Here is a 13,994-nt window from a genome sequence, read left to right on the forward strand (position 1 = left end):
AATCATGGCCCTTATCTCTGCCCTGAAGTGCCTGCCGTTGCCAGATTCACCAACCGCCATACTGGCGGACACGAATGGGCTGCCCCTCTCGCCCGATACCCCCGGGTAGCAGCTTCGCCCCTCCCCTAAGAGGATGCTTACGGCTCCTCGCGACCTATCCCGCTCCCGTCCGGGCCGGGTTGTTAATCCCCGCAGAGGGCATCCGCGATCTCGAAGGCCGCCGGCTCCCGGTACTTGAACCCTTCGACTTCCTTGACCCGGGCAAAATACTTATGGAACCGCTCGTTCGGGTGCCCCTTGTCGGCATACCCGTGCACGATGCGTTCGATCGTCTCTAGCAGCCGGTCCGGCTCGATGCCTTCGGCAACCGGCACGCCCGGATGCGCATTGCGGCCCACCGTCTTGCCGCCGAGGAACAGGTCGAATTTCTCCCGGCGGTAGACGATTCCAATATCTTCCTTCACCGCACCGTAACAGGCCATCCCGCAGCCGTTGAACCCAATCTTGAGCTCCTTCGGCACCTTCATGCCGCCGAGCTTCCCGTGGATCGCCTCCAGATAGGGCACCGAGTCGCCTTTATCCATGTTGCAGAAGTCGCAGCCCTTGAGCTGCACGACATCGCCTACCGGCGCAAGGAGCAGCCCGGCGGCCGACAGCCGCTTCGTGACGCTGTCCGGATCCGCCGTCCGCAGCCGGATCAGCAGCTGGTGGTGCGGCGTGTACTCCATCGAGCCCTTCTCGCCGACCACCTCGGCCAGCAGAGCCAGTTGGGCGCTCGTAATCCGCTTCTCCGCCAGCCCCGGCGAGACGGCGAACTCGAGGATCGCCTCCTGCCGGAACAGCCCGGCGGCCGCTGTCGCGCCTGCCGCAGCCGGAGCTGCGCCCTGCCCGCTGACGCGTCCCAGCGCCTCCAGCGCCAGAGCCAGCGGCCCGGCCGCACCTGCTGCCGCCGGCATCGCCTCCCGGTCGGCTACGGCCACCGTGCCGCCTGGCGCTGCACCGCTCGCCGCCACCGCGGCTGGGCCGCCGACTTGCGGCGCTGCACCCCCGCGGGCCGCTGCCCTCAGCGCCGCCGCGTCGTCCGCTTTGCTGCTGACGGCCTCGCCGTCGTCCCAGCCGTCGTCCTCGTCGCCCGTCGGCCACGCCCGCTCCGCAGCGCCGTCACCCGCAGCCTCGCCTCCGGCCGCTTCCTCCGTCGCTTCCAGCGACCAGGGCTCCGCCTCCTGGCGCAGCCGCTCGTGCGGCCGAAGCGGCTGCACATCCGCACCCAGCGTATACTTGCGCTGGTAGCCTCGCGGCGTAATCATTAGACCGTCATACACGACGGTCGTCGAGTTGCCGATAATCACCGTCGTCAGCATGCCGATGTCATGCTCCAGCATCGCCTCCAGCGTAGTGACCTCGATCTCCTGGCGGTCACGGTAGGCGCTTTTGACAATACCGACCGGGGTATCCGGCGAACGATACTTCAGCAGCATCTTCTGCGTCTCGACGATCTGCCGCGTGCGCCTTCCGCTGCGCGGATTGTAGAGCGCAATCACAAAGTCCGCCGCCGCCGCCGCTTCGACCCGCCGGATGATCAGCTCCCATGGCGTCAGATGGTCGCTCAGCGAGATGGTGCACGCATCGTGCATCACCGGCGCTCCGAGAAGCGACGCGGTAGAGTTAATCGCCGAGATCCCCGGAATCACCTCCACCTCCACGCCGGTTTCTTTGCGCCATCCGCGCTCCATCAGCACCTCGTAGACGAGACCGGCCATACCGTACACGCCCGCGTCACCGCTCGAGATGACCGCTACCTTGAGGCCCGCTTCGGCCTGCCGCACCGCCTCTTGTGCACGGGATACTTCCTCGGTCATGCCCGTACGCACGACCTGCTGGCTGCTCAGCAGTCCGCGGATGAGATCAACATACGTGTTGTACCCGATGACGATATCGCTTTCCTGAATCGCCTCCCGAGCCCGCTGCGTAATGTGCTCGAAGCTGCCCGGCCCGAAGCCGATAATCAATAATTTGCCTTTCATCCTGCTCCCCCTCTCCGCTTTCCCCAAACCTTCCATTCCCGTGCCTCTACCCTTTCTATCTATGAACAACATCAAAAAAGCATCCTCCCTATGGAAGATGCTTGGACGATTGCGGTATAGGTTCCGTACCTCTCAGACCCGCCGGCGGATATCCGCCCGTAAGGGGCTCCGGATTCTGCCGGCCGCAAGGTACAGCCTGCTGCCGTTCTCGTTCACCTCCCTATCCGCGTAGGTCGCATGGTGAATGGATGCGGCCGCAAGCACCGGCATTGCCGGATCTTGCAGCCGCAGCCGAACAGGCAGGTCTCCTGACTCGCGTCTCATCGCTCCGCTCCGCTGCCTTCCCATCGAATGCTCAACAGTGGCGTTAGAAAACGGTGAAGCTCCTCGCTTACAGTGGCGGGACCGTGCCGGACTCTCACCGGCTTCCCTTTTCATCCGACTCCGCTGCCTTCCGGCAGGGAGATCGTCACCTGTTCGTTACCATATATGAAGTTGCGGGCTGTCCGCCTGGCTTGGAAAATGCTGCATTGTTGTTTCATTCATGATAGCATGATCTTTCGGGACCTGTCTACCGTGGCGGCCGGACAGCGTAGGGTCAAACGGGCCTATCATCCCGGACTTACAGCATATGTTCGCCCTGCCCACAGCAGTTCCCATACCCTGCCAAAGGAGGCATTCTACCCGTGAATCACGCGACTCTCATGCAGCATGGACTTGCCCGTCCTGGCACATCGTGCCGCTATCCCTTCGATCCCGAGATGCCCGTGCTCTTTGTCGGCAGCCGGATGTTCGCCCTGCTCGGCACGCACGGCGGACGGCCAAGCGTGAACCTCAAGGGAGATCCCGAGACGAACCCTCTCTCGCGTCAGAGCTACCCGGGCACCGTGCTCCCCGGTTACCACATGAACAAAAAGCATTGGAACACCGTCCTGCTCGACGGAACCCTAAGCGACCAGGAAATTCTGGACATGCTGGAGGAATCCTACCTGCTCGTCTGCCGCAACCTGCCCAAATCGGAACGTCCCGCCCTGTAATCCCACCGGTCCTTCGCGGCCGCCTCATCCGGTCCGTGACAAGCATCTGCAAGCCGACATCATTCCTCCCCAGGCGACATACATATATATGTAATAAAACATCTTCTCGTCTGCCTGTAAGGGAGGAATCTCTATCGCTACACTGAATGCCGATACGGCCAGCTTCTGGACACGGAATCTCCGGGACCATGCCTTGTTCGTGTACGATACGCTCTCTCCGCAGGAGGAATCCGAGCGGCAGCGGGCACTCTACTATCTCCGCTGGTTCGATGCCCGGCTGAAGGAAGGCAGCACCGCCAGCACCGATACGCTAGCCTCCGGAGCCGAATCGCTCCGTGTGTTCCTGCTCCACCTGCTGAGAAGGCAGCTGACGGAGGGACTAAGCATGCTCCTCACCCCCACCTATCTCAGTCACACCGTATCCGAAAGCGAGGAAGCCCTGCGGGTACTGGGCAGCGGCCCTTCCCGGAGCAGCCTCGATCCGCAGCTGCGCAGCCATCTGCTGTGGCTTCCCATACTAGCCGGGGACGCCTTCGTCATCCAGGGAGCGCTCGACGAGATCGAGAAGGAACTCATCCGCCTCTATATCGGCCATGCCCACCGCTTTGAAGAAACCTATGCCTATGCGGTTGAGCTGGCGGGCTTCCTGCGTACAGGGCTTACCGACTTTCCGGCAATGGACCGGTTCCGGGATATGGTCCGCCGCGAGATCTCGGCGTTCCTCCTGTCGCTTCGCGAGCTGGAGCGCCTGGAAGCCGGCAATCTCGTGCTCGACAAGCTGCCGCTCGTATTTGTGGAACACGTCCGCAGAGAGGCCGAGTTCTACCTGGGGACGCTGGGATAGCGTCCTTTTTGCTGTCCGCGCAGGGAACCCCTTCGTTATATATTCCTGTGTAACCTTTCGGCTCCTCCAGCCCCTAGAGCGATAACGGGAACCCAGATAGGGCGAATTCCATTATTCGTTCCAAAATATATCCTTTAGAACGCGATCCCATATGGGAGTTCAAGATTTCCTACACCAAACCAGGCGGTGGCACATCCGGCCTTGGCTCCACCTTTCCCGCAATCCCTGGCAGCACCGGTCATTCTTGGGGTCCCATTACCCAGCCGCTCACCGCCTTCGAGTCGGAGGGCGCCTGTATCTGTGCCTTGGTTGGCATGGAAGGCAGCGGTTCGAATATCATCAACCATGACCCGGTTCAATCGGCCCAAATGGCACCTTGGGCCCTGCTGCTCAAGCTGAGCATCGTCTCATCCGATGAACTGGAAGATCGAAGGAAGCAGCAGAACAAGCCCTAAAACCCGGTAAAGGGGCTTAGGGCTTGCGTGGTTATTTACTTGCTATTATTACTTCTTGTTCTTTGTCGACTCGGCTGCATCGGAATCCTGATTGTTGCCGGGTTGTTTCCCTTTGCCGTTGTTGTTCGTTGTGTTCCTCGACATTCCGCTTCCCTCCCTCCATTGGTCTACCTGAATACGGTACCCTGAGGAGGGAATCTTACTCGTCCGATTGTGCCACTAGTTCAACGCCAGGGTTATTTATTGCCGCAGCTAACATTTCATTTATACTGTGGAGTTCCTTATGGAGCAGCTGCCGCCGGGCAAAATTGCTCCATTATGGGTCTAACTCATGTTCCCGGCGGATGAAATTTACTTTTAAACGCTTATCTCAAGCCTCTTTCGCAATTTGACTATGCCTTTTGAGAGTTCTTCCCGATGCTTTCTGCTTTTAATCCAAATAGGAAGCCTGCTAGTCAAACTCTGATTTTTATTGGGGATTCTTTCACGTAATGAAGAATTAACATACCCATCTAGAAAATCTAAGTGCTCTTTATTATAAACCCAGAGCACATTTCCACAAGAATTAGTCCTTAACCAAAGATTGAAACCCATAAATGTTCCATTTCCCCACGTGCTAACTAGTGGGTCACTTAAAACCCCACAACGTTTACACTGCAGGATATAACCGAATTTACCATCATCCTTTCTTATTCCTTTGGCGCATTTCTTACAATGTGGGCACTCAATGAGTACGTTATGTTTGAATACAAAATCGTAAATTCCCTCACCGGTATCGTTAAATCTTGAATTAGTCATAAATTTGTATCCCTTTATAAATTTATTCCAGCATCTCATCCGTATCTTAGCATGAATTGAAGAAAACTACCCGTTACTTTAATGAAGAAGGGAGCAGCTGCCGCGTGATATGCTCCCTGGTTATGGTGCTATCGTCTGGAGTTTCCTTGGCCATATCAATTCCTACAACGAGGTGAGAGGTAGTGTTTCAAATTTCCTTGGATTCTTATTGGCTACATAATGATAAGATGTTAATAAAAGGGGATCTATTGGAGGGGAATTCAAAATGAACGGGTACCTTTTATCAGCTTCAGTCCTCGCATTTGTAGTTGGACTTATCCATACAATACTGGGTGAGGTCCTGATATTTCGAAGAATGAGGCGTGATGGTTTCATACCGACCCATGGTGGAAGCGTACTGAGAGAATCTAACGTGCGCATTCTTTGGGCCAGTTGGCATGTACTGACTGTCTTTGGGTGGGGTATGGCCCTCCTTCTGTTATGGCTTGCTCAACAGTCATTGGTCAGTGGTACATTCAGAGTACTTGAAAACACTGTGGCAGCCTCCATGCTTATTGGGGCGGTTTTGATCTTGATTGGCACAAAGGCGAAACATCCTGGATGGGTCGGTCTATTGGGGGTTGCCGTGCTTGTATGGTTCGGTGGTACTCACTAGCTATAATTACTCTGGCCCTACTACCTTGCGAGAGTTACGGGTCTTTGCGTTAAACTGCCCATTACTGGAATGACCACGTCTCAAAAACCGTCGTTTTGAGACAAGCATCAGGCAAAGAATTTGCTTTTTCGTACCCATTTCCTGTAGGATGCAATTTGTTATCAGCAACGGGCCATATATAGATCGTCGGAAACTTACGTCCCCAACTGATCTATCAATACAACGGCAATCCTTAATAAAAAAGAAAAAAACCTTGATTTCTCAAGGTTTTTTCGGTAAGCGGGTGATGGGAATCGAACCCACGCCACCAGCTTGGGAAGCTGGAGTTCTGCCATTGAACTACACCCGCGCATTACGCAGTGCTTCGCAGTTCATTCATACGAGTGCTGCCTAGATAAAGCATAGGGGATCCCCGCCCTTTTGTCCATAGTCCGAACGGCCTTACTGTCTTCCCTCCCCGAACCGTTGCACGCCGCTTCTCCCGCCCTGTACAATAGGAGTGAAGTTCTTCCATAGATAGAACTGGAAGAAAGGGCTGGAAGCCGGGCAAACTAAAGGCAAGAGCATCACAGCGGATGCAGCCGCATAAACGCTGCAGCTCCCGGATTGGCTGCTGCAGGAATCATTCTTATACCGCAGGAGGCGACGAACCATGAAGTACCGCAGACTGGGCACAACGAACCTGAAAGTATCCGTGATCGGCGTAGGCACTTGGCAGTTCGGGGGCGAATGGGGCAAGCCGTTCTCCCAAGGCGAAGTCGACGCAATCCTCGATCAAGCTGCGGAGTCGGGCATCAACCTGCTCGATACCGCGGAATGCTACGGCGACCATACTTCGGAATCGCTCATCGGCGACTACGTGTCCCGCAGGCGCCGGGAGGACTGGGTGATCGCCACGAAGTTCGGCCACAAGTTCCATGCCCACCTGGACCGCAGCCAGCACTGGTCCCCGCAGGAAGTCCTCGATCAGCTGGACGCTTCGCTGAAGGCGCTGCGGACCGATTATATCGATCTATACCAGTTCCACTCGGGCTCGGACGAAGCCTTCGATCAGGAAGAGCTGTGGACGCTGCTGGGCAAGCAGGTGCAGGCCGGCAAGATCCGCCATCTCGGCACCTCCATCGGCAGCAATGATAACCTGCACCAGACCGATGCCTCGGAGAAGGTCGGTTCGCAGGTGATCCAGGTCGTATACAACCGGCTGGACCGCAAGCCGGAAGAACGCGTCTTTGGCTCCTGCCTGCGCCAGAACCTCGGCGTGCTGGCACGCGTGCCGCTGGCGAGCGGCTATCTCAGCGGCAAATACCAGCCCGGCGACTCGTTCTCCGAAGATGACGTGCGCCGCCGGCACGATCCGGAGCAGACCCGGCTGAAGCTCGAGGAAGTGCGCCGCATCAAGGCCGAGGAGCTGCCGGCCGGCATGGCGATGCCGACCTGGGCGCTCGCCTGGTGCCTCAAGCATCCGGCCGTCACGGCCGTCATTCCCGGCTGCAAGAGCCCCGAGCAGGTGCTGGCTAACGCCGCGGCGGCAGCCTACGTCGGAGAAGGCCATCCCCAGCACTGGACCGGCGGAGAACCCGCATCCGCACAATAAACCAGAACGCCCCTTACCGGTATCCGGTAAGGGGCGTTCTGGCTTTCCTGGCCGTACAGTAACCGGGGGAGCCAAGGATGTTACGGGATCCGCAGCATCGGAGAACCGGCGGAAGCCAGCTCCCTCCTCCCCAAGGATCTCTTGGATCTTACCCCGAGTTCCGCTTCAAAAGCTCCGTGAAGTCCGCGGCCGGAATCGGCCGGCTGAAGATGTAGCCTTGGATCTCCTGGCACTTGATGTCGAGCAGAAACGACAGCTGCGCGTCCGTCTCCACCCCTTCGGCAATCACATTGAGCTTCAGGCTGAGAGCCATCGCCATGATCGCCTGTACGATCGCCGCGTCGTCCGGGTCCTCCGGAATGTCGCGGACGAACTGCTGGGCAATCTTCAGCTTCGTGATCGGGAACTTCTTGAGATAGCTGAGGGAGGAATACCCCGTCCCGAAGTCGTCCATCGAGATATGAAGACCGAGCTCCCGCAGCGTCCTCAGCTTCTCAATGACCTGGTCGACGTGATACATCGCGATGCCCTCAGTAATCTCAAGCTCCAGATACTGCGCATCGAGTCCGCTCTCCTGCAGCGCGTCCAGCACAATCTGAATGAAGTTGTGCTGATGGAACTGGACAGGCGAGATGTTCACCGCCATCTTCAGGGGAGCGAAGCCTTCGTCCTGCCAGGCTTTGTTCTGGCGGCAGGCTTCGCGCAGCACCCATTCTCCGATCTGAATAATCTGGCCTGTCTCTTCGGCCAGCGCAATGAATTCTCCCGGCGAGATGAAGCCAAGCCGCGGATGGTTCCAGCGGATGAGAGCTTCCATGCCGTTCATTTTGCCGGTGAAGATATCGACTTGGGGCTGGTAGTAGAGGACGAACTCGTTGTGCTCGATCGCCTTGTTCAGCCACTCTTCCATGACCAGCTTCTGGATGACGGTATCATTCATCTCGGCTTTATAGAACTGATAACCGTTCTTACCGTAATCCTTGGCCCGGTACATGGCCGTATCCGCATTCTTCATCAGCGTGATGGAATCTTCGCCGTCCTGCGGATACATGGCGATGCCGATGCTGCAGCCTACCCGCAGCTCATGACCCTCGATTAAGAACGGCTGGCTGAGCAGCTGGATAATCCGGTGAGCCACCTGCTCCGCATCCTCCGGGTCTGCCGCCTCTTCGACCAGCACAGTGAACTCGTCACCGCCCTGGCGGGAGACGACGTCCTTCGCACCGAGTCCTCCTTTCAGGCGCTCCGCGGCTTCTACGAGCAGCTGGTCGCCGAAGGCATGTCCGAACGTATCGTTCACATTCTTGAAGCGGTCCAAGTCGATGAACATCACGACGAGTTTGCGTTCTTCCAGCTTGGCGGAGCCAATGGATTTCGTAAGCGACTGCTGGAACATCTGCCGGTTCGGCAGTCCCGTCAGCATATCGTTATAAGCGAGATAAGTCAGCTGCCGCTCCGTGTAATCCCGGTAACGTACGTCGGAGGCAATCCACAGCGTCAGCGGCCCTACTAGAATCAGCGTGAGCAGCAGGTCGACGGCAGATTCCTCCCAGCTCAGGACCCCTTCCAGCCCGTAACGGACCACGGTCTCCAGCACTTCCGCGCTGAGCAGAAGGAGGAGGACGGCAGCACAGATACTTGACACTTTGACATGGAACTTGCGGATGGTGTAATAAAGTACAGGTGCGGTAAGGAGAATCACCACGGTCGATTTCGAAACATCCAGCCAATCGTTGCTTTCGCCGAGCAGCTGCCCGACAGCCAGCATGATCAGCTCTGCGCCGGATAAGGTGAACCACAAGCGGATCAACGAAGCGTGCTGGAATAAGCGGTCACGCCAGGTTCTGTTGGTCCGCTGCCATTCTCCGGCAGGGCTTTTGTTGTGGGCCATGTCGCTCCTCTGCTTCCTTTTTGAAAGGTGATCTTTCCTTGTCGTCCTGGTATCCGAATGGACTTAGAGATCTAAAATGAGTACATCTTATATCTCGACAGATCCGCCTCCATACTTTAGAGATGCCGAGCTCTCCCGCCGATTCAGTACACTCGGATCTCGGATTGATACACCGTTTCATTGTCCTCGGAATCCATCACCCGCACTTCCACCTTCCACCGCCCCGCATAAGGCAGGTAGGCTCCGCGGACACGGTAGCTATATCGCTTCATATCGTACGAGTCCTCGAAGCTCGAGTCCTCGAAGGGCTGGACGGGCACGGTGAGCGGCGCCATGTCAGGGCCGTCCAAAGAATGCAATTTCATCACGATATCCTTAGGTTTCCCCAGCTTCTCGGGAAGCCACACCTTAAGTGTAAAATCATTGACGCCGGGCACCTTCGGCGAGATCTGCGCGGTCATGTGGATCTTCTCACCCATCACATGCCAGTGCAAGGGCTCGTTCACTGGCAGCGGAGACAAATAGGTGAGCACGCCGACTACGCCGACGATCGCGGACATCAGAATGGTGTCGGCGAGGAGCAGCCGGCCTCCCGTCCGATCCCGCATTCTGCGGTAAGCCAGGCGGATCAGAGCCCCGGTCACGGCTACCGCGAGCACCAAAGCGCATTTGACCAGCAGCAGCCGGCCCCAGGCGGTTTCGGTGACATATCGGATATCCGGGAGGAAAATCAGCGTGAGCAGCACACCCGAGGCGGAGAGCAGCACGATGCTGATCCATGCGGCCGTCGAGAACATCGGCAGGAGCAGCTTCGCCTGCGCCCGTTCCGACTTCCACAGCACGAGCAGCATAACGAGCCCTCCCGCCCAGACGGAAGCGGCTGCGAGGTGCAGCCAATCCAGCAGCAGCGTCTGCTGCACCGGCTCGAACGCGGCCGAATGGCCCAGCAGCGACTTCGCCAGCCAGATCAAGGCGATCCAGAGCAGATCCAGCCAGACCCGGCGGTACAGCAGCACGAAGCTCAGCAGGGCGAGCAGCAGGCCCCCGAGCCAGGCATAGCCGGCCGCCGTCTTCGTGAAGAGCGTCACGATGCCCTCGGCGCCGCTGTCTCCGATCAGATCCGGCAGGTGCGCCCACATGAACAGAATGTAGGCGATCAGATAGAGCTGCTGCCACTTCTCCGCCAAGCTGCGCAGCCGGCCTCGCGTCTCTTTCGCAGCGGAAGCGCCGAACCGCCGGTACCACAGCACCCAGCCTGTGAATATGAGCAGAGAGGCATACAGCAGGATCCGCGAAGCGGATTGCAGCACCTCCTTGAAGGACGTCCCGCCCACCTCTACCGCTCCTCCGTGGGAATGCTGTGCCGCTGAGGGGGCAGCCGGGGCGGCTTCCGACAGACTCTGGCCAACAGCGAAGAGATAAGTCCCCTCCACCGGGTGCCCGTCCGCAGAGATCACATGATAAGTTACGAGATAATTCCCCTGGCCCAGTTCGGGCAGATCCAAAGTAACGGCGGTTTGGTCCGCGTTCAGGACCGCCTTCTCTTCCGTCACCTGCTTCTGGCGGCCGTCGTATACTCTTACGTAGAACAGACTGTTCTCCAGCTGCTCGTTGAAGGTCAGCTTGATGCTGTCTGGCCCTGCCTTTAGTTCGCTTCCCGCAGCGGGTATCGCTTCTACTAGTGAAGCATGAGCCGCTGCAGGCGTCCCTCCTGCCGCAAGCGACAAGAGTACCGTCAGGAGGAGCAGCAGCGCTGCACACCCCCGAGAACATTTAATGAATATATGATGAAGCCGCAATGAAATTCCCCCTGTATCCAAAGGTATGATTGGGTTCCAAAAGTAAAGACGATGCCGGCCATCCCTACGATCCTTCCGGCACCCCTTCCAGGCCCGCCGGGCCTCGATTGTAACCGCATTTCTAACTGTAGCACAATCCTCTCGGAGCCACCAAGGCCTGCCACCAATTCGTAACGTCTGGGGCCTGTTTCCAGCCCCTCTCTGTTCGAAAGAAGAGATTGACAGGAGTCGCGGAAAAGAGTAAATTCATACTATTGTCTCTACAAAACAACTACATATGGTAGAATCAGGTGCTTCCTGCTACGAGATATGGTAGGAAGAGAATAGGGAAACCGGTGCGACTCCGGTGCGGTCCCGCCACTGTAAGAAGAACGCTGCTGCGCGGCTTCCGCCGCAGAGCTATGCCTCTTCGAAGCCAGAAGACCTGCCGGATTCTTCAGTACGAATGCCCTACGAGCGATAGGGAGTGCTGCCCTTAAGAAGACTCGAATCTACCGTTCGAATCCATTCGGCATGCATTTCTTCTCCAGCAGAAGAGTGCATGCTTTTTCTAAGAGAGAGTAAACCCCCGAAGGAGCTGTAAGCATGATTATCGTCAAACGTGATGGCACCCAAGAAGAGCTTGTTTTCGCCAAAATGAAAAAGGTGATCGACTTCGCCTGCGCAAGCTACCCCGAATGCGATCCGCTGGAGCTGGAGACTGCACTGCTCCCCCTGTTCCGCAACGGCATCTCCACCAAAGAAATTCAGCGCCTGCTGATTCAAGTCGCCGTCGAGAAAACGAGCGTGGAGCAGCCGAACTGGCAGTATGTCGCCGCGAAGCTGCTCGCCTACGATCTATATAAGGAAGCCCAGCTCAACCGCAAGTACGGACATTTCGGCTACGGCGACCTCTATTCGCTGATTACCTATCTGACGAACACCGGGCTGTACGGCAGCTATATCCTCGAGCACTACAGCAAAGAAGACATCCAGGAGCTCGGCGGCTACATCAAGCCGGACCGCGATCATCTTCTGAACTACATCGGGCTCAAGACGCTCGCCGACCGCTACCTCATCCGCGGCCTCGACAAAGAAGTGCTGGAGCTCCCACAAGAGCTGTTCATGGGCGTAGCGATGCACCTGGCGATGAAGGAAGCTGACAAGCTGACATGGGCCAAGCACTTCTATGACGTGCTGAGCAAGCTGGAGATGACCGTAGCCACGCCGACGCTCGCCAATGCGCGCAAGCCGCTGCACCAGCTCTCCTCCTGCTTCATCGATACCGTACCGGACAACCTCTGGGGCATCTATAATGTCGACCAGAACTTCGCACAGGTATCGAAGCACGGCGGCGGCATGGGCATCTATGTCGGCAAGGTCCGCTCCCGCGGCTCCAATATCCGCGGCTTCAAGGGCGTAGCCGGAGGCGTCGTGCCTTGGATCAAGAACTACAATAACACGGCTGTAGCCGTCGACCAGCTCGGCGTGCGCTCCGGTGCCGTTGCCGTCTACCTCGACGTATGGCACAAAGACATTCTCGACTTCCTGAACCTGAAGACGAACAACGGGGACGACCGTATGAAGGCCCATGATATTTTCCCTGGGGTGTGCATTCCCGATCTGTTCATGAAGACGGTCGAGGAGCGCGGTACATGGTACCTGATGGATCCGCATGAGATCCGCAAGGCCAAGGGCTACTCCATCGAAGATTCGTGGGGCGAAGAGTGGGAGAAGCGCTACTGGGAGTGCGTGAACGACGATAAAGTTTCCAAGGAAGAAATTCCGGCGATCGACATCATGAAGCGCGTCCTGACCTCTTCCTTCGAGACCGGCACGCCGTTCGTCTTCTTCCGCGACACTGTCAACCGGACGAACCCGAACAAGCACAAAGGCATGATCTATTGCTCCAACCTCTGCACGGAGATCGCGCAGAACATGAGCCCGACGGAGCTCATCCAGACGCAGCACGAGGACGGCATCATCACCCAGCAGGTGAAGAGCGGCGACTTCGTCGTGTGCAATCTGTCGTCGACCAACCTCGGCCGCGTATATACCCGCGAGGACATCGAGCGCGTCGTTACCACCCAGATGCGGATGATGGACAACGTCATCGACCTGAACTACTACCCGATCCCGCAGGCGGAGATCACGAATAAGAAGTATCGGGCTGTGGGGCTCGGCTCCAGCGGTTACCACCAGATGCTCGCGCAGATGAAGATCAACTGGGAGTCTGACGAGCACGTGGAGAAAGCCGACGAGATCTACGAGTGGATGAACTACTACGCCGTGAAGGCCTCCATGGAGATCGCCAAGGAAAAAGGCGCCTACCCTGCCTTCGAAGGCAGCGAATGGCAGACCGGCGTCTACTTCGAAGACCGCGGCTATACGAGCCCCGAGTGGCTGGAGCTGAAGGAGCAGGTCGCGAAGTACGGCGTGCGCAACGGCTGGATGTTCGCCATCGCACCGACGGCTTCCACCTCCCTGATCGCCGGCTCCACCGCAGGCATCGACCCGATCTTCAACAAGTTCTTCGTGGAAGAGAAAAAGAACGCGGTCATCCCGCAGACGGCGCCGAACCTGAACGCCGAGACGATGTGGTACTACAAGGAAGCCCACCGGATCGACCAGCTGTGGAGCATCCGCGCCGCCGGCGCCCGCCAGCGCCACATCGACCAATCGCAGTCGTTCAATCTGTATATCACGCCGGAGATGTCCGCACGCGAGTTCCTCGAGCTCTACCTCGCTGCGTGGAAGCACGGTCTGAAGACCGTCTACTACTGCCGCAACAAGAGCCTCGAAGTCGAAGACTGCGTCTCCTGCAGCGCATAAAGCAGCACAAACAGCCGGGCGTGGGATATTCCCACGCTCGCTGTCATGCCCGCTTCATGCGCGGGTGACCCTCCGCTTTATAGGGC

The 13,994-nt window shown here is 57.7% G+C and carries 10 protein-coding genes, 1 tRNA gene and 2 riboswitches; of the genes, 5 read left to right on the forward strand and 6 right to left on the reverse strand.

Going from position 1 to position 13,994, the window contains the following annotated elements; translation table 11 throughout:
- Positions 1–182: 182 nt before the first annotated feature.
- Together cobJ and O9H32_RS29815 are read right to left on the reverse strand one after the other, a co-directional pair.
- Positions 183–2,024: a precorrin-3B C(17)-methyltransferase gene (gene cobJ / locus O9H32_RS29810; RefSeq protein ID WP_269869753.1), complete on the reverse strand. Its 1,842-nt coding sequence runs from the start codon at positions 2,022–2,024 to the stop codon at positions 183–185.
- Between the two features lie 132 nt (positions 2,025–2,156).
- Positions 2,157–2,348: a hypothetical protein gene (locus tag O9H32_RS29815; protein WP_269869754.1), complete on the reverse strand. Its 192-nt coding sequence runs from the start codon at positions 2,346–2,348 to the stop codon at positions 2,157–2,159.
- Positions 2,306–2,516: riboswitch (cobalamin riboswitch) on the reverse strand. (Overlaps the previous gene by 43 nt.)
- A gap of 194 nt (positions 2,517–2,710) precedes the next feature.
- On the opposite strand from O9H32_RS29815, the gene O9H32_RS29820 reads away from it, so the two are divergent.
- The 3 genes from O9H32_RS29820 (at position 2,711) to O9H32_RS29830 (ending at position 4,360) form a co-directional block, all read left to right on the forward strand.
- The gene (locus O9H32_RS29820) at positions 2,711–3,061 is read left to right on the forward strand and encodes an MmcQ/YjbR family DNA-binding protein (RefSeq protein ID WP_269869755.1); all 351 of its coding nucleotides are present in this window, start codon (positions 2,711–2,713) and stop codon (positions 3,059–3,061) included.
- Between the two features lie 142 nt (positions 3,062–3,203).
- A complete protein-coding gene (locus O9H32_RS29825) occupies positions 3,204–3,905 on the forward strand; it encodes a DUF2935 domain-containing protein (RefSeq protein ID WP_406627419.1) in 702 nt (233 codons plus the stop codon).
- A 314-nt stretch (positions 3,906–4,219) separates the two neighbouring features.
- The gene (locus tag O9H32_RS29830; RefSeq protein ID WP_269869757.1) at positions 4,220–4,360 is read left to right on the forward strand and encodes a hypothetical protein; all 141 of its coding nucleotides are present in this window, start codon (positions 4,220–4,222) and stop codon (positions 4,358–4,360) included.
- Positions 4,361–4,717: 357 nt separating this feature from the next.
- On the opposite strand, the gene O9H32_RS29835 is transcribed toward O9H32_RS29830, so the two are convergent.
- Positions 4,718–5,158, reverse strand: coding sequence for a hypothetical protein (locus O9H32_RS29835; protein ID WP_269869758.1), 441 nt, complete (start codon positions 5,156–5,158; stop codon positions 4,718–4,720).
- A gap of 933 nt (positions 5,159–6,091) precedes the next feature.
- Positions 6,092–6,162 (reverse strand) — tRNA-Gly (locus tag O9H32_RS29840).
- Between the two features lie 303 nt (positions 6,163–6,465).
- Here O9H32_RS29840 and O9H32_RS29845 point away from each other — a divergent pair.
- Positions 6,466–7,407, forward strand: a complete 942-nt coding sequence (locus O9H32_RS29845) for an aldo/keto reductase (RefSeq protein WP_269869759.1) — start codon at positions 6,466–6,468, stop codon at positions 7,405–7,407.
- Between the two features lie 148 nt (positions 7,408–7,555).
- Here the strand turns inward: O9H32_RS29845 and O9H32_RS29850 are convergent, their stop codons facing one another.
- Together O9H32_RS29850 and O9H32_RS29855 are read right to left on the reverse strand one after the other, a co-directional pair.
- A complete protein-coding gene (locus O9H32_RS29850) occupies positions 7,556–9,298 on the reverse strand; it encodes a putative bifunctional diguanylate cyclase/phosphodiesterase (protein WP_269869760.1) in 1,743 nt (580 codons plus the stop codon).
- A gap of 143 nt (positions 9,299–9,441) precedes the next feature.
- A complete protein-coding gene (locus O9H32_RS29855) occupies positions 9,442–11,097 on the reverse strand; it encodes a copper resistance CopC/CopD family protein (protein ID WP_269869761.1) in 1,656 nt (551 codons plus the stop codon).
- Positions 11,098–11,368: 271 nt separating this feature from the next.
- A riboswitch (cobalamin riboswitch) is annotated at positions 11,369–11,543 on the forward strand.
- A 139-nt stretch (positions 11,544–11,682) separates the two neighbouring features.
- Here O9H32_RS29855 and O9H32_RS29860 point away from each other — a divergent pair.
- Positions 11,683–13,908, forward strand: a complete 2,226-nt coding sequence (locus O9H32_RS29860; protein ID WP_269869762.1) for a ribonucleoside-diphosphate reductase subunit alpha — start codon at positions 11,683–11,685, stop codon at positions 13,906–13,908.
- Positions 13,909–13,994 lie beyond the last annotated feature (86 nt).

The organism is Paenibacillus caseinilyticus, from assembly GCF_027533645.1.
Classification (GTDB): Bacteria; Bacillota; Bacilli; order Paenibacillales; family NBRC-103111; genus Paenibacillus_G; species Paenibacillus_G caseinilyticus.